The 21,088-nt window shown below is 63.5% G+C and carries 17 protein-coding genes; 8 read left to right on the forward strand and 9 right to left on the reverse strand.

Translation table 11 applies throughout. From position 1 onward, the window contains the following. Positions 1 to 3: 3 nt before the first annotated feature. The 4 genes from SJQ66_RS29320 to SJQ66_RS29335 are packed head-to-tail and all read right to left on the reverse strand — an operon-like array spanning position 4 to position 4,181. Positions 4 to 801 (reverse strand): ABC-type transport auxiliary lipoprotein family protein, encoded by a 798-nt coding sequence (locus SJQ66_RS29320; protein ID WP_024905141.1) that lies wholly within the window; start codon positions 799 to 801, stop codon positions 4 to 6. After that, positions 798 to 2,081 carry an MlaD family protein gene (locus SJQ66_RS29325; protein WP_024905142.1) on the reverse strand — a complete coding sequence of 428 codons (1,284 nt, stop codon included), beginning with the start codon at positions 2,079 to 2,081 and terminating at the stop codon, positions 798 to 800. The genes SJQ66_RS29320 and SJQ66_RS29325 overlap by 4 nt, the downstream gene beginning before the upstream one ends. Positions 2,082 to 2,111: 30 nt before the next feature. Further along, positions 2,112 to 2,969 (reverse strand): ABC transporter ATP-binding protein, encoded by an 858-nt coding sequence (locus SJQ66_RS29330; protein WP_024905143.1) that lies wholly within the window; start codon positions 2,967 to 2,969, stop codon positions 2,112 to 2,114. 12 nt (positions 2,970 to 2,981) lie between these two features. Then, positions 2,982 to 4,181, reverse strand: coding sequence for an MlaE family ABC transporter permease (locus SJQ66_RS29335; RefSeq protein ID WP_096335625.1), 1,200 nt, complete (start codon positions 4,179 to 4,181; stop codon positions 2,982 to 2,984). 67 nt (positions 4,182 to 4,248) lie between these two features. On the opposite strand from SJQ66_RS29335, the gene SJQ66_RS29340 reads away from it, so the two are divergent. Continuing rightward, positions 4,249 to 6,219, forward strand: a complete 1,971-nt coding sequence (locus SJQ66_RS29340) for a biotin--[acetyl-CoA-carboxylase] ligase (protein ID WP_320534871.1) — start codon at positions 4,249 to 4,251, stop codon at positions 6,217 to 6,219. A 175-nt stretch (positions 6,220 to 6,394) separates the two neighbouring features. Here the strand turns inward: SJQ66_RS29340 and rfaE2 are convergent, their stop codons facing one another. Beyond that, on the reverse strand, positions 6,395 to 6,892 hold the full coding sequence (gene rfaE2, locus SJQ66_RS29345; RefSeq protein ID WP_024905146.1) for a D-glycero-beta-D-manno-heptose 1-phosphate adenylyltransferase: 498 nt from the start codon (positions 6,890 to 6,892) through the stop codon (positions 6,395 to 6,397). Between the two features lie 56 nt (positions 6,893 to 6,948). Continuing rightward, the gene (locus SJQ66_RS29350) at positions 6,949 to 7,830 is read right to left on the reverse strand and encodes a ferritin family protein (protein ID WP_024905147.1); all 882 of its coding nucleotides are present in this window, start codon (positions 7,828 to 7,830) and stop codon (positions 6,949 to 6,951) included. Between the two features lie 341 nt (positions 7,831 to 8,171). Between SJQ66_RS29350 and SJQ66_RS29355 the strand changes: the two genes are divergently transcribed. Continuing rightward, positions 8,172 to 8,744 (forward strand): chalcone isomerase family protein, encoded by a 573-nt coding sequence (locus SJQ66_RS29355; protein WP_320534872.1) that lies wholly within the window; start codon positions 8,172 to 8,174, stop codon positions 8,742 to 8,744. Positions 8,745 to 8,855: 111 nt separating this feature from the next. On the opposite strand, the gene SJQ66_RS29360 is transcribed toward SJQ66_RS29355, so the two are convergent. After that, positions 8,856 to 10,001, reverse strand: a complete 1,146-nt coding sequence (locus tag SJQ66_RS29360) for a PhaM family polyhydroxyalkanoate granule multifunctional regulatory protein (RefSeq protein WP_157685165.1) — start codon at positions 9,999 to 10,001, stop codon at positions 8,856 to 8,858. 254 nt (positions 10,002 to 10,255) lie between these two features. Next, on the reverse strand, positions 10,256 to 11,224 hold the full coding sequence (locus tag SJQ66_RS29365) for a fumarylacetoacetate hydrolase family protein (RefSeq protein WP_051504653.1): 969 nt from the start codon (positions 11,222 to 11,224) through the stop codon (positions 10,256 to 10,258). 51 nt (positions 11,225 to 11,275) lie between these two features. On the opposite strand from SJQ66_RS29365, the gene SJQ66_RS29370 reads away from it, so the two are divergent. The 4 genes from SJQ66_RS29370 to metH all read left to right on the forward strand — a co-directional run bounded on the left by SJQ66_RS29370 (position 11,276) and on the right by metH (position 17,669). Next, positions 11,276 to 12,796, forward strand: coding sequence for a DUF3108 domain-containing protein (locus tag SJQ66_RS29370; protein ID WP_320534873.1), 1,521 nt, complete (start codon positions 11,276 to 11,278; stop codon positions 12,794 to 12,796). A gap of 399 nt (positions 12,797 to 13,195) precedes the next feature. Then, positions 13,196 to 13,450, forward strand: coding sequence for a BTH_I0359 family protein (locus SJQ66_RS29375; RefSeq protein ID WP_024905152.1), 255 nt, complete (start codon positions 13,196 to 13,198; stop codon positions 13,448 to 13,450). Positions 13,451 to 13,803: 353 nt separating this feature from the next. Next, positions 13,804 to 14,847: a homocysteine S-methyltransferase family protein gene (locus SJQ66_RS29380; RefSeq protein WP_320535401.1), complete on the forward strand. Its 1,044-nt coding sequence runs from the start codon at positions 13,804 to 13,806 to the stop codon at positions 14,845 to 14,847. An 83-nt stretch (positions 14,848 to 14,930) separates the two neighbouring features. Then, a complete protein-coding gene (gene metH, locus SJQ66_RS29385; RefSeq protein WP_081765137.1) occupies positions 14,931 to 17,669 on the forward strand; it encodes a methionine synthase in 2,739 nt (912 codons plus the stop codon). A gap of 133 nt (positions 17,670 to 17,802) precedes the next feature. Here the strand turns inward: metH and SJQ66_RS29390 are convergent, their stop codons facing one another. Beyond that, positions 17,803 to 18,126: a DUF1840 domain-containing protein gene (locus SJQ66_RS29390; protein WP_024905153.1), complete on the reverse strand. Its 324-nt coding sequence runs from the start codon at positions 18,124 to 18,126 to the stop codon at positions 17,803 to 17,805. Between the two features lie 282 nt (positions 18,127 to 18,408). Here SJQ66_RS29390 and argS point away from each other — a divergent pair, with 282 nt between their 5' ends. Beyond that, positions 18,409 to 20,223, forward strand: a complete 1,815-nt coding sequence (gene argS / locus SJQ66_RS29395; protein WP_024905154.1) for an arginine--tRNA ligase — start codon at positions 18,409 to 18,411, stop codon at positions 20,221 to 20,223. 82 nt (positions 20,224 to 20,305) lie between these two features. After that, positions 20,306 to 21,019, forward strand: a complete 714-nt coding sequence (locus SJQ66_RS29400) for an SPOR domain-containing protein (RefSeq protein WP_024905155.1) — start codon at positions 20,306 to 20,308, stop codon at positions 21,017 to 21,019. Positions 21,020 to 21,088: the final 69 nt, after the last annotated feature.

The following is a 21,088-nucleotide window of genomic DNA, read 5'->3' on the forward strand; positions in this document are numbered from 1 at the left end:
ACATCACTCGACAGCCCCCCGTTCCGCCAGGTGCGTTTGTAACGCAACGATAACCCAATCGCCGACCGCCGCGGCCACCTTGTCACTCGCATCGGCAATGGCCGCCGCGGCGCCAGCGGCGTTCGGGCTGGGGCAAGGCACACTGACGGTGAATTCACGCTGTGCGACCCAACGGTTCGCGCCCGTCGAACGCGGCGACGCGCCGGTCTTCGCGCCTTGCAGGGCGGCGGCGCTCGGCCAGGGTGCCCGCAGAGATGCGCGCACGCTGACCACGCCCACCCCCTGGCGGGCTGACGTGAAGCGCTGTGAGAAATCGATCAGTTCGATCCGCAGCAATGGCGCGCGCTCGGGGTCACCGCCTTGCAATACCTCCACGCGTGAGGCCAGACGCGCGCGCAACCGGTCCGTCAACAGTTGCGACGGCGTGCCGGACCAGCGACTGTTCGCGTAGGTACGCGCTTCGCGGATGTCAGCGTAATCCAATCGATAGCGAATCCGGTCGTCATCGAGCGACGCGGAAGCACTCACCGGCATCAACTTCAGCGCGGGAGGATTGGTCGCGAGCACTTGCGGCCGGACCGCCTGCGATGCCGTGGCGTCATCGCCTTGCAGGGTGGATGGCGGCAATGCGGCCGATGGACCCAGGTCATAGCGCACCAGACGATTGCTGACCACCGGCTTGGGCGTCGTCGAGCAGCCCGTCAACACAGTCACCGCGCCGCCCACCATGCACACGAGGCAGAGCATGCGACGCGACATCCGTGCTGCCTCCCCGCCGAAACGCACACTGCTGCCCGTCATTCTCCCTCTCCTTTCGGCGCGATGGCGCGCCATGCCGCTTGCGCGTCACGATCATCCTGGCCTTGGTCGTCGGCCGCCGCACCATGGGTGTCGCTCATGCCACCCGCGTGGCTGGCGGGATTGCCGGAGGCGTCGGGCGCATCCGGCGTATCAGGCGCCTCGGGCGCGTCCGCCACATCGGCACCGGCTGCGCCATGATAGGCGGCATTCGCCCCGCCCACGGGGCCGGCACCTGCCTTGCCGCGCACTGCCGACGGCCACCCAAAACCGGCCTCACCCGGCCCCGGACTCGGCCTCGGCGTGCCGAACAGCAAGCTGCGCGGATGATCGGCGATCAGGTCCGCGGCGCGGCTTATGCTGCGACTCGCCACGCGGACATTGTCCGATAGTGCATCCAGGCGCGGCAGCGTGTCGTAACGAACCTTGGCGGAGATATCCGCGAGCGCGTCGCCGGTGCGCTCCGCCGCCGTGCCGATACGATTCAGGTTCCCGATCAACGGGCCATCCGGACGGTTAAGCGTGATCATCAACCGGTTTGCCGATTGCACGGTCTGGTCCAGATGCGCCATTGTCTCCGGCAATCGCTGCACCACAGGATCAGCATGCACGGCCAGCGCGTCCACGTGCTTTGCGGCGTGGCGGATGCTGGTCATCGTGGCCATGAATTGCTGCCGGGTGTCGTCGTCGGTCCAGCGACCGAGATTGTCACCGATGCGCGCCATCTGCGTCAGCAACGCTTGCCCACGATGCTCCAACTGCTCAAGCAGGCCCGAACGCATGGGAATACGCGCGACCTGGCTTGCCGATGTCGACAACGGACTGCGATCGATGGGCGAGGCGGCCGGGTTTGCTTCCGCGCCAGCGTTCGATGCGGTCGTCGTCGCGCCGACGCCTGACCTGGCGCCTTCGGGAGTGCCCGCCGAGATGTCAGCGTCGGCGCGCTCACCCAATTGGACAAAGGCCAAGCCGGTCACGCCCTGGATACCCAGCGACGCCTCGGTGGCATGCGTGATCGGGGTTTTTGCATCAACCATGATCCGGATATCGATCTCACCGTTCCCGGATGGATCGAAGCCGATCCGCTGCACGCGACCGACCAGCAGGCCGCGATAGCGCACTGGTGCATTGGGGGACAGCCCGGTGACCGCTCCGCGCGTGACGACATCATAGGGGACGCGTTCGCTCGTATCGCGACGCAGCCACAGCAAGGTCGCGACAATCGCCAAGCCAAGCAAGATCGTGAACAGCCCGGTCGCAAACGCGTGCGACTTGTTTTCCATGCCTACTCCACTCTTTGCCTTTCGGCGATATCAGTTCCAGTGTGCGCTATCCGGCAACGTCGCACGTCGTACCGACGGCAAGGCCGCCAACGCGCGACGGCCGCGCTCGCCTAAAAAATATTCCTCGATAAACGGATGGGAGACGCCGGCGACCTCTTCCACGGGTGCCGCGGCAATAACCCGTCGGTCAGCCAGCACGGCGACACGGGTGGACAGTGAGACCATCGTGTCGAGATCGTGCGTGATCATGACGACGGTCAGTCCCAAGGCGCGATGCAGACTCGCGATCAGGTCGACGAAATCATCGGCCGCATTCGGATCGAGACCCGCGGTAGGTTCATCGAGACAAAGCAATTCCGGCTCCAGGGCAAGCGCCCTGGCGATACCCACACGCTTGATCATGCCGCCGGACAGTTCCGCCGGGAGCTTGTTGGCGTGGCGAAACGACAGTCCGACCATTTCCAATTTCAACATGACGATGTCGCGCAGGAGATCGTCCGGGATACGGCCGAATTCACGGATCGGTTGCGCGACATTGTCAAACACACTCATCGACGAGAACAACGCGCCGCGCTGAAACAGCATGCCCGACCGATTGCGCATCATCCGGGTACCCAACGTGGGCCGCGCGGGATCGTCACCGAAGACGCGCACCGTGCCAGCGGTGGGCGCCTCCAATCCCAGCATCTGTCGCACCAATGTCGTCTTACCCGCGCCGGACCCTCCAACCAGCGACACGATTTCACCCCGGTACACGGTCAGATTCACGTGATCGTGGATCACGGTGTCACCAAAGCGCGTACACAGATCGCGAATCTCGATCACCGGCTCGCCCACCGGCGGCGGCGGCGCGGATCGCGCGGCGGCTTCAAAGGCACTGCGGGTCATATCGTCCGATCCTTAAAGTCCAATGTCCTGGAACACGATGGCGAATACCGCATCGGCAAAGATCACCACCGTGATCGCACTGACCACCGACGATGTCGTGCCGGCGCCCAGGCTCTGCGAATTGGCCTTGATACGAAAACCGAAGTGGCAGGCGGTCAAGGCGATCAACGTGCCGAAGACCACGCCTTTTCCCAGTCCGATCCAGAAATTGACGATGGGCACGGCGTTGCGCAGGTTCTGCAGGAACAATGCGAAATCAATACCGAGACCCAGTCGCGCAGCCACCATGCCGCCCATCAGCGCGATGGCATCGGTCCACATGATCAGCAAGGGCATGGCAATCGCCAGCGCCAGCACACGCGGCAGGACCAGGCGGTTGCCATGCGAGATGCCCATGACCCGCATGGCGTCCAGCTCCTCCGTCAGCCGCATCACCCCCAGTTGTGCCGTAATCGCCGAACCGGAGCGCCCCGCCACGAGGATGGCCGCCAGGACCGGTCCCAATTCGCGGATGATCGACAGCCCGAGAATCTTCACGATATAAGCGTTCGCCCCGAAAGCGGCCAGTTGCTGCGCGGAGAGGTAGCCCAATACGATGCCGATCAGGAAGGCGACAAGCGCCGTGATGCCCAGCGCCTGCGCTCCCATTACGTAGATCTGCGCCGATAGCGCACGCCATGGCATCCGCGAAGGATGCGCGATGACGATGCCAAGATCCTGCACCACACCACCGAATAGGGTGATGCCGCTGCGCAGATGTGAACCGAACGTGAAAATCGCCAGCCCAAAGCGGGTGATGGGATCGATACGCGGCACGTCCTCCGGCGACTCGTGTGGCTGAGCGTCCAGCAACGCGATGCGGTCGAAGATGCCGCGTTGCGTGTCCGTGAGCGTGACATGGTCGGGCAGCTTGCGGCCCCACGTTCGCCAAAGCAGTTGACCACCGGCGTGATCGAGGCGCTCGATCGCCGTCAGGTCCCAGGCCGCCAGCGGCCGTTCGCGCGCATGGCGCAACAACGCGCCCGCATGATCACGATCAGACGCGAGCGCGAGCGCCGTCCATTGCCCGGACAAGCGGGCAGTACGACCAAGCGGCCCAGGCATGCCATCCGGGTCGCGCGACGCCGCGCTGCCTAGCTGCGCTTGCGGGTCCTCGTCGACCGTCAGCGAAGGGGGCGCTTCCAGATTCGAAGGCACGGTATCTCCAAACATCCACGGCATCGGCTCCCATTGTATACAGACCCGCTCAAGGACGACGGCGCAACGCTACAATGCGCGAATGAATACGACCCGTTCTTATGGCGTTCTGGATCGCCGCCACGTCGCCTCCCGACTCCCCGATGGCTGGGTGCTGGAATCCGTTGCACAAACCGGCTCGACCAACACGGATCTCCTCTCACGCTGGGCCAACGACCCGGCGCAGCCACATCCTGACGCCACGCCAATCAAGCCGTGGTTACGTGCCCTGACAGCCCCCATCGATTGGGCACGCAGCTGCGCCGCTTTTCCGCCGATCGTGCGCGTCGCCGATGAGCAAACGGCGGGACGGGGTCGCCAGGGTCGCCCCTGGCGTACCGTGCCGGGAGAAGGGCTACTTTTTTCGATCGGCATCGTGATGCCCTGTTCGGTGGACGCATTGGCAGGGCTGAGTCTCGCGGTGGGCCTCGGTATTGTCGAGGGGTTGCGCGCGCTACCGGCCATGACGCCGGCGCGCGCGCGCCGCCTCGGCTTGAAATGGCCGAACGATATTCTTCTCGACGAAGCCAAGCTCGGTGGTGTCCTGATCGAAGTGGCCGGTACCGGCGCGCACGCATGCGCGGTCGTAATTGGCATTGGCTTGAACCTCCGCGGCACGCCCGCCGCGGCAAGCGATGCGGGCAGCCCGCCAGGCCTGCCGCCTGCCTGCCTGGCCATGCTGATGCGGCAGGGGGATTCCGCTGAGGACAGCGTATCGCGCAGCCCCGACGATTCGCACGAGCATCGACCGGATACCTGGCGCGGTGATGTGCTTTGCGCGATCACGCACGCGCTGGTGACGCGGCTGTCGACTTTTTCGACATCCGGTTTTGAAGCAATGCGCGAGGCCTGGTGGCGCGTGCATCGTTTCGCCGGGCGTCCGATTCGCATCCTGGATGGCGGTGTCGAGAAAGTAAGCGGCATCGCCGCGGGCGTCGACGCGCGTGGCCAGTTGCTCGTGGACACGGGGATCGGTGGCACCTGTTCAGCCGAGGAAAGCGGCTACCCCATGGACGCCCGCGCCGACGATCATCCGGGTGCCGATGCGGTGACGACAGGTAAATGGGTGGCGGTGCAGGCAGGGGATGTCTCGCTGCGACTGGCCGAACATGCGCCCGTACGTCACCGCCTGCTTATCGACTCGGGAAACAGTAGGCTCAAGTGGGCGCTCACCGACGCCGCGGGGGCATGGCTCGCGCACGGCGCGGCAAACAAGTCCAATGCGCACGACGCGGGCACCGCCGCGCCTGCTCCCTCTCTCGACAACGTCGCGACGTCGGACGCAGTCGCCGCATTACGATCCCCCACCGCATTAGAGGCTGATGCCACCGAACAACTACAGCAGGCGTGGCGCACGCTGACGCCACCGGATGAAATCTGGATATCAAACGTCGCCGGCGCGACGATTGCCGCAAGCATCGCGGCGGCCTGCAGCGCCATGTGGCCGAATACGCCACGGCATGTCATTCGCGCCCAACCAGCGCAATGCGGCGTGGTCAACACCTACGCGCAGCCCGAGACGCTCGGCAGCGACCGGTGGGCCGGCATGATCGCCGCCCATGCGGCCTATCCGGGTGAGGCGCTATTGATTGCCACGTTCGGCACGGCAACGACGATCGATACGATCAGTGCGGACGGCCGGTTCAACGGTGGCTGGATCGCGCCAGGCTGGAGCGTCATGTTGCGCTCACTCGGGCAACACGCGGCGCAGCTGCCGACGTTGCATGACGCCGATGTCCACGCAGGCATGGCAGCCGGGTTCGCGCGTACTACGCGCGAGGCCATCGTGGAGGGATGCCGCCAGGCGCAAGCTGGCCTGATCATGTCGGCATGGCGGACCTGGGAAGACGATGCGACCGACGCGTCGGCCACGCGCCGCTGCATCGTCGCGGGCGGTGCCGCCCGGGAAGTACTGCCGGTATTGTCAATGCCGATCACGCGACATGACGATCTCGTCCTGCAGGGCTTATCGCATATCGCGCGCGCACCGGCATCTCCCGAGGAGAAGCGGTAAGCAAGATATAGAGGAAATGGAGCACATCCGCCGACGGCCGCCGGCGGGCATCGTGTGCTAACGCGATAGGGCATCGCCACACGAGAACGCGCTAACGCTGCCCGAGATGCGCGCTACAGGCTGGCCGGGATAACGTCGCACCGGCCTGTAAGGCCAACGCACTGCAAGCACGCGCTCAGGAAGCCGCGCGGACCTTGCGCAGCAGCGCCGTGGTCGAGCGCTGATGCTCGAAGGGAATGGCGATCGCACGGCCGCCCCATCCGCGCACGAGCGCGGACTCGGGCAGCGCATCCATATCGTAGTCGCCGCCCTTGACCAGGACATCGGGCCGCAAGGCGCGGATCAGCTCGACCGGCGTCGATTCAGCGAAACCGATCACCGCATCGACGTCGGCCAGCGCAGCCAGCAAGGCCATACGGTCCGCTTCGGCGTTGATCGGACGGTCCTCCCCCTTGCCCAAGGTTCGGACCGACGCATCACTGTTGACCCCGACAATCAGGAAAGCGCCCAACGCACGCGCGCGCGCCAGATAGGTGACGTGTCCGCGATGCAGAATGTCAAACACCCCGTTGGTGAACACCACCGGTTCGGGCAGGTCCGCACGCCGCGCGAGCAGCGTTTCCAACGTCACGATCTTACGTTCGAAGCCAGGCGCGTGCGACGGCGACGCCATGGTGCTCGTCGATGCGGAGGAGGCGGGTGTCGACACCATGGATGCCCGTTCTTCCGTCACACGCCGACAGGCGCCGGGGTGCTGTCGCCGGCCGCGGCCTGCATCCGCTGAACCACTTCCTTGCGATACCGGTTCAACTCCTGCACCGATGCGAACGGACGCTCGAACAAGATCGACAGGTTATGCAGGATGCGCTCGACCACCTTGGTCTCCCACACCGAATCGAACAGGATCTGTTCGTCAAGCCAATGCTCCAGCCAATCCGGGTCCGGCAACCGCGACTGCACTGTATCGCGCGGGAACAGTTCCTGGTTCACGTGCAGATTGGTCGGATGCAGCGGCTTCTCGGTACGACGCGCGGAGGCCATCAACACGCCGATCTTCGCGAACGCCGCTCGCGCCACGTCACCGGTCTGCGACAACGCACGCTTCATGTAGCGCAAATACGCCCCGCCGTGACGGGCCTCGTCACGCGAGATGGTTTCGTAGATGGCCTTGATGACCGGCTCGGTATGCCATTCCGCGGCACGGCGATACCAGTGATTCAGTCGGATTTCACCGCAGAAATGCAGCATCAACGTCTCGAGCGGCGGTGCCGGATCGAACGGGAAACGCACCTCATGCAACTCTTTTTCGGTTGGTACGAGATCGGGACGGAACCGGCGCAAGTACTCCATCAGTACCAGCGAATGCTTCTGTTCCTCGAAGAACCAGACGCTCATGAACGCCGAGAAATCGCTGTCGTGACGATTGTCACGCAGAAACATCTCAGTGGCCGGAAGAGCCGACCACTCGGTGATCGCGTTCATCTTGACCGTCTTCGCCTGCTCGTCAGACAACAACGAAGCGTCGAATTTATCCCAGGGGATATCCTTATCCATATCCCAGCGAACCGACTCGAGCGATCTGTAGAGTTCGGGGTAAAGCATACCGTTCATTTTTCCTCTAACCTCATCGGTGTGGCCACGACAACGTTCGACACCGGCGTACGTGCGAGGCACGCGAGCAGCAAGCTCGCCCAATACCCCGACACCCGGCCGCTCCACCAGTCAACCCGTCATCGCGCCCGCTCGCGCGACGCACGGAGCAAAGCTTACAACTGTTGGGCCGCATAATAACATGCAGACTTTTCCATCTACCAAGCAACCACCGTGATTCCCATCTTCTCATGCGTAGGATCAAAAAAACGAATATCGTCAATTCGATAGGGACATGGTGTCGATCTTGCGCGACGCCATGCGCCGCTACGTTGCGCGCTTTTACAACACCTTCGCAAATCTTGCGCCACGCTCTTTCCACCGGCATCCGTGGCGCCGCGCTGGCGTTGGTGTGTGTGGTATCACTCGCGGTCGCTCCACGCATGGCAATCGCCTATGATCCGTTGGATTTCGTACCGGATCAGGTCGCGGCGGCCCGGTTGTATGGTAGTGCACTGTTAAGGCGGTATGGTCGGCCGGTCTACGACATCAAGCTCTTCGTCGACCTGGGCACCTTTTCCGCCGATGATCTATCACGCGAATCGTTTGCTCTGGATCTGGAGTATCGCAACGATCATACCGCCAACCGTCTGGCCAACGAATTCGCTAGCCAGATGACCGATCAAGGAATAGCAAATGGAGCACAGATTCGTGTCTGGCAGCGTCAATTGACGCAATTTTTGCCCACGGTGCAACCCAGCGATCACTTGACCGCCGTCTTCCGTCCCAATGAGGGCACCCAGTTCTTTCTCAACGGCGAGCCGGTTGGCAAAATTGCCGGCAACGAATTCTGTCGAGCGTTTTTCGGTATTTGGCTGGATACGAGCACCACTATGCCAAGCGTTCGGTCGCAATTACTCAAAGGTGCCGGTTAAAACGCGGCACCCCCTTTCATCCCGCCACGATATCGGCATGGGGAGATAGGAGGGTGATGAGGAGGGAGCCACCTCCCCTGCCGCTCTGCGCCCCCGGTGCCCCAGGGCACGTCAAACCGATGACGGGGATTTTCGATGGGGCGGGCGCCCCCCGGCGTTCTGACTGGCCGATCGCGTCACAGCGCTGCCATTCGCCCCTTTCGACGTCGTTGCCGGGCGTGGCGGCGCGCGTTTCGCAACAGGTTTCACCGGCTGCTTGGCGGCCGACACCGGTGCGGGTACGGACTGTCCGCCGTCCGTCTGGCGTGGGGGGGCGGCTGTTGCACGGGAACCCGCCCCGGCAATCGGTGCCGCGGCATTCTTCCCCTGGACATCTTCTTTGCTTACCGCCGGGTGCGAGGTCTCGCCAGCGTCCGTCGGCGGCGCGACCGATGCGGCGGCGGCGGCCATTTGCTGGAACTGATCGTTCAGCATGGCCCACCAGCGCTGTGGATCGAGCGCCGGCACCGCTGCCAATCCAGCCGCCATGGCTTCGCCGGCGGCTTCCACGGACGGATCGGGGGACGCGCCAGCGGCGCCGTCACGCATCGGTTGCGTCGCCGCATCGCTTGCCGCCGCGGTGGCCGCACCGAATGCCCGCAATGTGGCCAACGTCGCACGTTGGACTTCCAACGCCTGTGTTGTCGATTGCAGCATTTGCAGATTCAATTTCAACCAATGCTCGACCGCGCGTAGATCAGCGATCCGTTTGTCGAGTTCGTCAACCTGTGTCAGCGGCGCGATCATCTCGGACATCATCGATAACGACGGCGACAATCCGGCGAACGGCGCGTTGAAGACGGCACTTGCTGCACTCATGGGATCCGATGCACCGCCCGTTGCCTGGCCGGACGTCCCGGCGATACCTGACATGCCGGGTGTCATTGCCGCCAGCGCCGCCATCTGGCCCCACGGCCCGAACGCGCTGAAAGGATTGCCAGACACGCCTGCGACCCCAGGAAACGTCCCGGGCATCCCTGGGAAGCCTGCCACGTTCGATGGAAAACCCGGTATCGCGCCAGAAAAGCCTTGCGGAAAAGTACCGGGAGCCACGCCAGGGAAACCGGACGGAAACGCGCCCGCCATAGTAGGAAACGGTGAGCTTGCGTCTTTTGCTCCTACTGCCCCAGGCCCTGTCGCGCCTGACGCGTCAGTAGTGGAAGGCACCCACATCGACCATAACTTCTGCCACGCTTCCGGACCGCCTTGTTCAGACATCGCATTTCTCCACTGGGCGGCGGTGCGGCCACGCACGACCCGATAAAAACGTTCCTTGCCCGCCTGTCGGTCGAACTGCGGATGCGGAGACCCGTCGCGATTGCAACGCGAAGGCCGCCCTTCATCAGACCCAACGGCGGACCGGGTCGGCATCGACGCGCACCGCCTGCTTGTACATTCGCCTATCTTACAGTGGCACCGCCCGACTGTGGCATGGCCTCGGGTATTAACGGACGATAACGGGGAACGGCCGGTCAGGCATCCATGGCGTCGCCATCAGTGCGTGGTGCCACACTGGTCTCGATCGTACCGCAATACGTCACGCCCTTATCGTCCCGCATATCCACTGCGACGCGGTCCCCTACCGCCAGCATGTCCGCATCCGGGCGAGCAATGCCGGGCGCGCCAAGCACGATCGTCCCCGCGCCGATACCCTGTTCGCGGCCCAACAAGGCGGCGACCGTCGCGAAGCCGCCGATATCGGCACGCCACGCGGCAGCGGCGTTGGCGGCTGCGTCGGGCTCCGCGATGCGCTGCCCATTTACCTTCAAGTCGATCCGCCGGCGCAATACCCCGTGATGCCAGCCTTCGCCGAAAACGTCGGGCGTCACCGCAAGCGGCGCAAAGGCCAACGCATCGTGTGCCGTGGCGTCGAACCATCCCGGCACGGCCTTCGCCTGAGTCGCTTCGGCCGAGACGGATGGCGATGCCTGGAACGATGCGAACAGCGTCAGTAAACGGACCGCCGAGACCGCCTCCATCGGTGAGGCGCCAGGCGCGATATCGCCGAGATACGCGGCCAAGCCTGCGCGTAAAGCGAGTTGTCGTGCATCGTCCGCGACCAGGATGTCGTCGCGCGCGCCGACCAGCGCGTCGGCCCGACGAGCGGCGAACCATTCACCGGTGGTCGCATTCCCCTCGATCGGATGCGTCGCGTCGATGCATCGCCAGGCGCGCGGTAACGGCGCCATGCAGGCCGTCGCATCGAATTTGAACGCCCGACGCACTCGCCCGCTATTCAACGATTCGTACAGCGTGCGCAACTGGGGAGCATAGAAATGCCAGTCTTCCAGCACCCGCTGCAATGTCGGCGCAATCGCATCGGCAACCGCGGCGGACTGCAAATCGCGGGACACGACGATCAATTGACCATCGCGGGTGCCATCCTTCAATGTGGCGAGCTTCATCGGTAACCAGAAAAAGTAAGGCAGGCGGAGCGCCATTTTACGTGAGTCCTTTGGACAGGCGAGTCGCATTACACATTGGACGAGACAATGCGCGACAATGCGGCCATGCGCGATGCCCGCTCTCCTTCCTCGTCCCCCGCCCGCCAGACGGTCTCGTCCGCCGTCGGAAACTATCACGCCCTCGCCGCCTGGCCTGCGCTCCAACGCGGCGTGCATCGACGGCGTGCGCGCATGATCGTGGCCATCGTCGCCGCTGTGTTCGTGCATTTGTCGGTAATGGTGGCGTTCCTTGCCGGGCTGCTTGGCCAGACGCACGGCGTCGAACCTGCCGCGAAAGCCCACGCAATCGTGGAACTGCTGCAGCCCACCCGCATTGCCCGAGACGGTCGCAGTGACCCACTCGGCACGCCGGACGAGACCCGGGATGCCGCGGCGGGTAACGCACGGAAATCATATGCTGCCGGGACATTCCAGCCTTTGCTGACGCCTCCACCGCCTGTGCGGACACCGCCGATGCCGCCGCCTCGCCGCCCTGCGCCCCTCTCGTCGGACGCGCAAGCCCCAAGGCGGGGCAAGCATCATCTTGACGTGGCGTCCCCGGCGAAACCGGCGTCGGCCGTCGCCGGTGCGAGCGATATCCGGCGTCCACGATCCGCCGACGACATCGAAGCCACGGCCGCGCGACTGGCCCTCGCGGCAGGCGTTTCAGCCGCGAGCGTCGATGAGGCGCCCGTGGGCAACACACACGAACGCGTGACCAACGTCGACAGCGGAGCGCCAGTCCCTGCGTCCACGACGTCGACGACAGGCACGGCCGCCCCGGACCCAGGCACCGGCACCCCTGGTCCCGCGCAACAGGGCACGCGATTCGCGTTGATGCCGTCCTGCGACCTGGTCTACGACACGTTCTACAACGGCGCGCAGAATCAAAGCGGCACATTGCACTGGCGCACGGACGGGCATCACTACACGCTACTGGTGTCGATGCCGGTGCCGTTCATCGGCACCTACAGTTATCGCAGCGAAGGCCATATCGATGACTACGGTCTGGCGCCAGATACGTATACCGAAACACGTGGACGTCGCGGCACATCGGTCTCTCGCTTCGTGCGCGACGACGGTAGTCCGCATGTTGCGTTCACGCGGACGCCAAATAATGTACCGCTCCCGGCCGGCGCGCAGGATCGCTTCAGCATGATCTTCCAACTGGCGAGCCTGGTGCGCGCCGATGCCTCGCTTTACCAGCCTGGGGTTACGCGCGCATTCGACGTGATTGACAGCGACAGCGCCGAGATCTGGCCGATTCAGACGATTGGCACCGACCAGACCATGATCGGCAATCGTCCCGTGGCGACATTGCACTTCATGCGGCTGCCGCGCAAGGAAGGAGATAAGCGCCGGATCGACGTGTGGCTGGCACCGTCTATGAACTGGGTTCCGGTGCGGATCATGCAGACCGAGCCAAATGGGACACAAATCGAACTGCTGTTCCACGCCCGCCTGCCGCCGGCAGGCGCGTCCGATGATAGTGCGACGGACAATAACGCGGTATCCGATGGCGCGTACACCGCTGATCCGTCGACGTCCAGGGTGATCGACCGCCCGTGAGCGGCCCACGATGCTATACTGGCACGACCCTTGCGACAGCAAGGTTGCTTTTCGTAGATATCGCCCCACCTTCAATCCATCGCTGGACACCGCTCCCGGTGGACGCGATGCGCGAACACAACATGTTGCAGGCCACATCTGCAAATGCGCGCTTTACGATCCACGGGAAATCAGCCAATCTGGAACCGGATGCACAATGACGGCGACGATGCCTGCCATTGCGGCGTCAGACGATGCAAAGCTTGTCCATACCGAGCTTTACCGTAGGAGCGGTGCCATCGTCCGGCGCCTATTTGCCCCTCCCACATGTTTCACCGGCATGGCAGGCCCGCATGGTCCACGCCTGAGCGTCCGCGACATCGGCTGTTCGTCTGGAGCAGGACTCACTGGAGTGTCGCCATGCAAATGATCTACAACAGCCCGAACTATTGCATCGTTGAATTTGCCGCCGAGGGCAGCTCCCGCCTAACGGCCGGCGGTTACGAGATAGTCGACAAGAAGTTGCAGCGCGAATGGTTCATCGACGGTGTGCTGGCAATGCAGTTCCGGGAAAACGTGCAACGACTTATCGCGCAAGAACCATCACTCGAGGAGGTCGACGACTTTCTCGGACAGTTCGACAGCCTGATGCTGCACCCCGTCATACTGCACTGACCACACGCCTCCTTCATCACGATGGTGGGACATCCCAGGGGCTAGGGGGCTAGGGGGCTAGCCACGCACTTCACCGCCTCCTTCCCCTTTTTCTATCAACACGCCGCGCCACCGGGAACGGCATGCGGGCCGCCGTCGCGCCGGGCATCGACAGTGCATGCCGGCTGCGCCCCCCACGCCCTTGATCGGCTAGAATCGTGTCTTTGTTAATGTGTCGGTCCTCATCGCTGCCAGGTTGCGCGCCGGATCGCCCGCACCACGGACCTTATCCTGCTCTCGTCATGTCCACGTCTTCTCAGGCTAGCGCCTCCGCCCCCCCGCTGTCCTCGCCCGCCGCCGCGGGCCAACCGGCCATGCGCCCCTACACGCGCGGCGCGCAACTGCCCGGGTTGTTGGAAAAGCGCATCCTGATACTGGATGGCGCGATGGGGACGATGATCCAGCGGTACAAGCTCGACGAGGCAGCTTATCGGGGTACACGTTTCGCTGATATCGCGCAGGATGTAAAGGGCAACAACGAGCTGCTGTCACTGACGCAGCCGCATATCATCCGCGAGATCCACGACCAGTACCTGGCCGCCGGCGCCGATATCATCGAGACGAACACATTCGGTGCGACACGCGTGGCGCAAGATGACTACAAGATGGAGGCGCTTGCGTACGAGATAAATGTCGCATCTGCCCGGCTCGCCCGGGAAGCATGCGATGCGGCGTCGACACCGGACAAGCCGCGTTTTGTGGCCGGTGCCATCGGCCCGACACCGAAGACCGCGAGCATTTCCCCCGATGTCAATGATCCGGGCGCGCGCAACGTCTCATTCGATGGACTGCGCGAGTCTTACTACGAACAGGCAAAGGCACTGCTGGAAGGGGGCTCCGACCTGTTCCTGGTGGAAACCATCTTCGATACGCTGAATGCCAAGGCGGCCCTCTTCGCGCTGGATCAGTTATTCGAGGACACCGGCGAGCGCCTCCCGATCATGATCTCGGGCACGGTCACCGATGCGTCCGGCCGTATCCTGTCCGGCCAGACCGTGGAAGCCTTCTGGAATTCGCTGCGCCATGCGCGTCCATTCACCTTCGGGTTGAATTGCGCACTCGGCGCCACGCTGATGCGGCCGTACATTGCCGAACTGGCGAAACTGTGCGATTGCGGCGTGTCCTGTTATCCGAACGCGGGCCTGCCCAATCCGATGAGCGATACCGGTTTTGACGAAACCCCGGACGTGACGTCGCGGCTCGTGAAGGAATTCGCGACATCGGGTCTGGTCAACATCGCGGGCGGCTGCTGCGGCACGACGCCCGACCATATCGCCGCCATCGCGCAGGCACTGAGCACGGTCGGGCCGCGCCGTTGGCCTTCGCAGTACCATCACAGCGACGCAGACGCCGCCTGACAGGCCATCGCGCCCTAGATAACCTTGCCGCGCCGGCGTCCGTGCCGCGCGCCGATCCCAATACAACGACCGACCGCTCCAGCATGTCCGACACTTTGCCGATCGCTCGCCCGATGCGCCTCTCCGGCCTCGAACCCTTCAACATCGGCGCCGGCGCCTTGTTTGTCAACGTGGGTGAGCGCACCAACGTCACCGGCTCTCGTGCTTTCGCGCGGATGATCCTGAACGAGCAATACGACGAAGCGCTCGCCGTGGCACGGCAGCAGGTCGAGAACGGCGCCCAGGTCATCGATATCAACATGGACGAGGCGATGCTGGATTCGAAAGCGGCAATGGTCCGCTTCCTGAATCTGATCGCATCGGAACCCGATATCGCACGGGTGCCAATTATGATCGACTCGTCGAAATGGGAGGTCATCGAAGCCGGGCTGCAATGCGTGCAGGGCAAGCCGATCGTCAACTCGATCTCGCTGAAGGAAGGCAAGGAAGCGTTCCTGTATCACGCCCGGCTGGTGCGCCGTTATGGCGCCGCCGCGGTCGTCATGGCGTTCGACGAGAAAGGTCAGGCCGATACGTTCGCGCGCAAGACCGAAATCTGCGCGCGCAGCTACCGTGTCTTGCTGGACGAAGCGGGGTTCGACCCCGAGGACATCATCTTCGATCCGAATATCTTTGCGGTGGCCACCGGTATCGAGGAGCACAACAACTACGCGGTGGACTTCATCGAAGCCACGCGCTGGATCAAGCAGAACCTGCCATACGCAAAGATCAGCGGCGGGGTCTCGAACGTATCCTTTTCGTTCCGTGGCAATGATCTGGTGCGGGAGGCCATTCACACGGTGTTCCTGTATCACGCGATTGCCGCGGGCATGGACATGGGCATTGTCAACGCCGGCCAGTTGGGCGTCTACGAGAACCTTGATCCGGAACTGCGCGAGCGCGTGGAAGACGTCGTACTGAACCGGCGCGACGACGCAACGGAGCGGCTGCTGGAAATCGCGGACCGCTTCAAGGGCGGTGGCGCGGCGAAGAAGGAAGAAAATCTCGCGTGGCGGCAGCAGCCAGTGGCACAGCGGCTCGCGCACGCGCTGGTACAGGGCATCACCACTTTCATCGTCGACGACACCGAGGAGGCGCGGCAGCAGATCGCCGATGCGGGCGGGCGCCCGATCCAGGTCATCGAAGGCCCCTTGATGGACGGCATGAATGTCGTCGGCGACCTGTTCGGCGCCGGCAAGATGTTCCTGCCGCAGGTGGTGAAATCCGCCCGTGTGATGAAACAGGCGGTGGCACACCTGATTCCTTACATCGAAGAGGAAAAGGCACGGATGGCCGCGAGTGGCGCGGATGTGCGCGCGAAGGGCAAGATCGTCATTGCGACGGTGAAGGGTGACGTCCACGATATCGGCAAGAACATCGTATCCGTCGTGCTCCAGTGCAATAACTTCGAAGTGGTCAATATGGGCGTGATGGTCGCGTGCGCCGAGATCCTGAAAAAAGCCAAGGACGAAGGCGCGGACATCATCGGCCTGTCCGGATTGATCACCCCGAGCCTCGAGGAAATGGCGTATGTGGCGGCCGAAATGCAGCGCGACGACTATTTCAAAGACAAGCAAATCCCGCTGCTGATCGGCGGCGCGACAACGTCGCGTGTGCATACCGCCGTCAAGATCGCACCTCATTACGAAGGCCCGGTCGTCTACGTACCGGATGCCTCGCGGTCGGTATCGGTGGCATCGAGCCTGCTGTCCGATGAAGGCGCCAAAGCCTATATTGAAAACTTGCGAACCGATTATGAGCGTGTGCGCCAGCAGCATGCGAACCGCAAGGCCACGCCGATGGTGACGCTGGCGCAAGCGCGTGACAATCGGCTCAAGCTGGACTGGTCGGGGTTCACGCCGAAAGCGCCGAGTTTCATCGGTCGCCGGGTGTTCAAGAATTACGATCTGTCAAAGCTCGCCGATTATATCGACTGGGGCCCGTTCTTCCAGACCTGGGACCTGGCCGGCCCCTACCCGGCGATTCTCGATGACGACGTCGTTGGCGACGCCGCCCGCAAAGTGATGGCCGACGGGCGCGCGATGCTGACGAAGGTCATCCAGAATCGCTGGTTGACCGCCAGCGGTACATTGATGCTGCTGCCGGCAAACGTTGTCAACGACGACGATATCGAGATCTATACCGATGAGTCCCGCACCGAGGTTGCCCTGACATGGCGTGGGTTGCGGCAGCAGTCGGAGCGCCCGGTCGTGGATGGCGTGCGACGACCCAATCGCTGCCTCGCCGACTTCATCGCACCGAAGGACAGCGGCAAGGGCGACTATATCGGCATGTTCGCGGTCACCGCCGGACTGGGTGTGGAAACGCGCGAGAAGGCATTCGAAGCGAGCCATGATGACTACAGCGCGATCATGCTGAAGGCCCTCGCGGATCGTTTGGCCGAAGCCTTCGCCGAGCATTTACACGAGCGCGTGCGCAAGGAATTGTGGGGCTATGCGCGGGAGGAAACGCTGACCAACGACGACTTGATCCGTGAGAAGTACGAAGGCATACGTCCGGCACCGGGCTATCCGGCCTGCCCGGATCACTTGGTGAAGCGCGACATGTTCCGCGTCATGCAGTGCGCAGACGTGGGCATGAGCCTGACCGAATCGCTGGCAATGCTGCCCGCGGCCAGCGTGTCGGGCTTTTATCTGGCGCATCCGGAAAGTACGTATTTCTCCGTTGGCAAGATTGGCGAGGATCAGGTGGCGGACTTCGCGGCGCGGATGGGGATATCCGATGCTGACGCGCGACGGGCGCTGGCACCGCTGCTGCACTAAGCCGCATGAAAAAAGCGGCCCGAAGGCCGCTTTTTTCATCGCTGGCATCACCGCGTGGCACGTTTTGCCACTGCTGGCGATCCCCTCTCGCGCGGTGCGCGTTCACCCTTGACCGCCAGGCGAATGCGGCACGTCATACCCCCCAGAGCACGTCGGCGTTTTTCTTGTGCGCCAGCCGCATCATGTCAAGCAACGGAAACGCGCGCTGTGCCAGATGGACGGCATCGTGATGCAACGGATCGCCGCTCGCCGTGGCGTAGTGCGACTCATGCGCCGCATGCTTTGCCTTGTCGACCGCGATGGCCGATTCCAGGCGAGAGATGGCGCTGGACATCTCGTCGTGGTGGATGACACCCCGCACGCCCAAGGTCTTGCCCAACAGGCCGACCAGGTAATGCGCCAGATCTTCCGTCATCAACAATTCCGGCGCCGCAGGGGATTTGAAAGCTATCAACATGAGTCCTCTCCTTCGTTTTTTCTTTTCTACACTACCGCTTCCCCGTTCGCGAACCATGACTCACCACGCCACGGCCGATCCCGCCCCCGGCATCCCAGAACAGGAAGCGCCTGGAGCCCATCATAGCACCTGCTAAAATCTCGCAACCGCGCGCTGTCTTTGCCGTAATCGTTACGTAAACATTGCGCCCACGTAGTCGGACCTCATCGCCGACCGTCGTTATATTTCGTAATGGAATCGTCGCCAACAGCCCACGCTACCCGGCTTCACAGGACTCCAACAATGCTGCCCGAACATTCACTTTTGCTTCAAAACATGCTGTCGCAAGCGACCGCGACCGTCGGTGGCGATGCCGCGTCGGCCGCGCACGACGCCGCCACGACAGTGCCCGCGTTTCACGCCCCGGCAATCGTCCTGGAACGACCCAAAGCGGCCGCGCACGGCGATATCGCCTGCAATGTCGCCATGCAGATCGCCAAGCCGTTGCGCGCCAATCCGCGCCAGTTGGCGGAGCGCATCGTCGCCGCCGTCATGGCCGACCCGCGGGCCGAGAAGCTGCTGGCCAGCGCCGAGGTGGCTGGTCCCGGCTTCATCAATTTCCGGCTGGCCGACGGCGCGCGGCACGCGGTGGTGAACGCAGTCCTGCAATCGCCGGAGACCTTCGGCCACAGCGACACCCATAACGGGGAGCGTGTCCTGCTCGAGTTTGTCTCGGCCAATCCCACGGGACCGTTGCATGTCGGCCATGGCCGACAGGCCGCCCTCGGGGATGCGCTTGCGAACTTGATGCAGACGCAAGGCTGGGACGTCTGGCGCGAGTTTTACTACAACGATGCCGGCGTGCAGATTCAGACGCTGGCGCTTTCAGTGCAGGCACGCGCACGAGGACTGAAGCCGGGTGATGCGCAATGGCCGGCGTCGGCCTATAACGGCGACTATATCGGCGACATCGCGCGGGACTACGTAGCGCGTGCAACAGTGTCCGCGAAGGATGGCGACCCGGTAGAAGGCGCCGGTGACATCGAGGATCTGGAGTCCATTCGTCGGTTTGCCGTGGCTTACCTGCGGCATGAGCAGGATATCGACCTGCAGGCGTTTGGCGTGTCGTTCAATTGCTACTACCTGGAGTCGTCGCTCTATGCCGATGGCCGCGTGGACCGTACGGTAAAGCGTCTGGTCGACAGCGGCAAGACGTTCGAGGAAGGCGACGCCCTCTGGCTGCGCACGACCGACTACGGCGACGACAAAGATCGCGTGATGCGCAAGACCGACGGCACGTACACCTATTTCCTGCCCGATGTCGCCTATCACGAGGCGAAGTGGGAGCGCGGCTTCACGAAGGTCATCAACATCCAGGGCTCCGACCATCACGGCACCATCGCCCGCGTGCGAGCGGGCCTGCAGGCGCTGGCGATCGGCATTCCTGAAGGCTATCCCGACTATGTGCTGCACAAGATGGTCACCGTGATGCGCAACGGCCAGGAAGTGAAGATCTCGAAGCGGGCCGGCAGCTATGTGACCGTGCGCGACCTGATCGAATGGTCGGGTGGCGTCGGCGTCGATGCCGACAAAGGCAGCGCGGGCATCACGGCGGACCAGGAGGTGATCCGCCGGGGCCGCGATGCGGTACGGTTCTTTCTGATTTCGCGGAAGGCGGATACCGAATTCGTGTTCGACGTGGATCTCGCGCTGAAGCAGAATGACGAGAATCCGGTGTATTACGTGCAGTACGCGCACGCCCGGATCAGCTCGATCCTGACCACGTGGACCGAATCGGGAGGCGATGTGACCACGCTTTCCTCTCTGTCGCCGGCTGATCTGGCGCCGTTGAACAGCGACCGCGCCAAGGACCTGCTGCAACGGCTCGCCGAATATCCGGATATGCTGAGCCGGGCCGCGGCGGATCTGGCGCCGCACGCGCTGGCGTTCTACCTGCGCGATCTGGCCGGCGATTTCCATTCGTTCTACAACACAGATCGTGTATTGGTGGATGATACGACGGTCAAGCACGCGCGCCTTGCCTTGCTGGCAGCCACGCGTGTGGTACTGGCGAAGGGGCTCGCGGTGCTGGGCGTGTCGGCGCCGCAAAAGATGTAAGGAACAGGGGCGGTGCGGGCAGTCCGCGCGCGAGGCGTGCACGACTGCCCGCACCGCTGGATCAACACTGTAGGGATATCAGATGGCAAGCAAGCAACGTCGGTCGCCCGCAAAGACGACCAAGCAGCATGGCGGCACCCTTCTGGGCGTGATACTCGGACTCATCGTCGGGCTGGCGATCGCCGTGGTGGTCGCACTGTACATTACACGTTCACCCACCCCGTTCGTGGCCAAAAACCAGCCGGCAGCCGGTGCCAGCGCCACCAGCCCGGCGCTGCCCCCATCCGCGGCGCAACCTACCCCGCCGAACACGGCGCCGGGCCAACCGGCGAACCCCTCGACGGGTTTATTGGACGAGCCGAAAATCGTCGAGATGCCAAACGCACCGGCACCGTCGTCGACACCGGCCGGGCCAGCGCCATCGCAACAATCGCCTACCGTATGGGGGAGCGAGCCGCCGAAGCCGAATACGCCGGCCCAGCCCGCCACGCCCTCGCAACCAGCAGTCGCGCAGCAACCCGCGGCCCCGGCAACGCCCGAGACACCAGGGCAATCGAACACCGGCTATATGCTGCAGGTAGGCGCTTACCGTACCGCCGATGCGGCGCAACAGCAGCGCGCCAACCTGGCGATGCTGGGCCAGGAAGCCACCGTATCGAAGGGCGTCAGCGGCTCGACGACGTACTACCGCGTGCGCGTGGGTCCGTTCTCCACGCTGGATCAGGCGAACAAGGTGCGCCGCGCGTTGACGAACCAAGGCTTTGACACCACGGTGTTCCGCTTCAGCCAGCAGTGACACACGCAAACGCGTCGTTTCAGGCACGTTTAAGCGTGCCTGACTATACTCTGCGACGTTGCAGGAACC

Origin of the sequence: Robbsia andropogonis (genome assembly GCF_034047095.1) — a bacterium.
Classification (GTDB): domain Bacteria; phylum Pseudomonadota; class Gammaproteobacteria; order Burkholderiales; family Burkholderiaceae; genus Robbsia; species Robbsia andropogonis.

Excerpts from the sequence above, each read along its gene's own strand:
- SJQ66_RS29380 (WP_320535401.1), top strand. The coding sequence starts at position 13,804 with ATGCGCCCCTACACGCGCGGCGCGCAACTGCCCGGGTTGTTGGAAAAG.
- argS (WP_024905154.1), top strand. The coding sequence starts at position 18,409 with ATGCTGCCCGAACATTCACTTTTGCTTCAAAACATGCTGTCGCAAGCG.
- metH (WP_081765137.1), top strand. The coding sequence starts at position 14,931 with ATGTCCGACACTTTGCCGATCGCTCGCCCGATGCGCCTCTCCGGCCTC.
- SJQ66_RS29320 (WP_024905141.1), bottom strand. The coding sequence starts at position 801 with ATGACGGGCAGCAGTGTGCGTTTCGGCGGGGAGGCAGCACGGATGTCG.
- SJQ66_RS29330 (WP_024905143.1), bottom strand. The coding sequence starts at position 2,969 with ATGACCCGCAGTGCCTTTGAAGCCGCCGCGCGATCCGCGCCGCCGCCG.
- SJQ66_RS29360 (WP_157685165.1), bottom strand. The coding sequence starts at position 10,001 with ATGTCTGAACAAGGCGGTCCGGAAGCGTGGCAGAAGTTATGGTCGATG.
- SJQ66_RS29375 (WP_024905152.1), top strand. The coding sequence starts at position 13,196 with ATGCAAATGATCTACAACAGCCCGAACTATTGCATCGTTGAATTTGCC.
- SJQ66_RS29350 (WP_024905147.1), bottom strand. The coding sequence starts at position 7,830 with ATGAACGGTATGCTTTACCCCGAACTCTACAGATCGCTCGAGTCGGTT.
- SJQ66_RS29340 (WP_320534871.1), top strand. The coding sequence starts at position 4,249 with ATGAATACGACCCGTTCTTATGGCGTTCTGGATCGCCGCCACGTCGCC.
- SJQ66_RS29335 (WP_096335625.1), bottom strand. The coding sequence starts at position 4,181 with ATGTTTGGAGATACCGTGCCTTCGAATCTGGAAGCGCCCCCTTCGCTG.
- SJQ66_RS29325 (WP_024905142.1), bottom strand. The coding sequence starts at position 2,081 with ATGGAAAACAAGTCGCACGCGTTTGCGACCGGGCTGTTCACGATCTTG.
- SJQ66_RS29400 (WP_024905155.1), top strand. The coding sequence starts at position 20,306 with ATGGCAAGCAAGCAACGTCGGTCGCCCGCAAAGACGACCAAGCAGCAT.
- SJQ66_RS29365 (WP_051504653.1), bottom strand. The coding sequence starts at position 11,224 with ATGGCGCTCCGCCTGCCTTACTTTTTCTGGTTACCGATGAAGCTCGCC.
- SJQ66_RS29390 (WP_024905153.1), bottom strand. The coding sequence starts at position 18,126 with ATGTTGATAGCTTTCAAATCCCCTGCGGCGCCGGAATTGTTGATGACG.
- rfaE2 (WP_024905146.1), bottom strand. The coding sequence starts at position 6,892 with ATGGCGTCGCCGTCGCACGCGCCTGGCTTCGAACGTAAGATCGTGACG.
- SJQ66_RS29370 (WP_320534873.1), top strand. The coding sequence starts at position 11,276 with ATGCGCGACAATGCGGCCATGCGCGATGCCCGCTCTCCTTCCTCGTCC.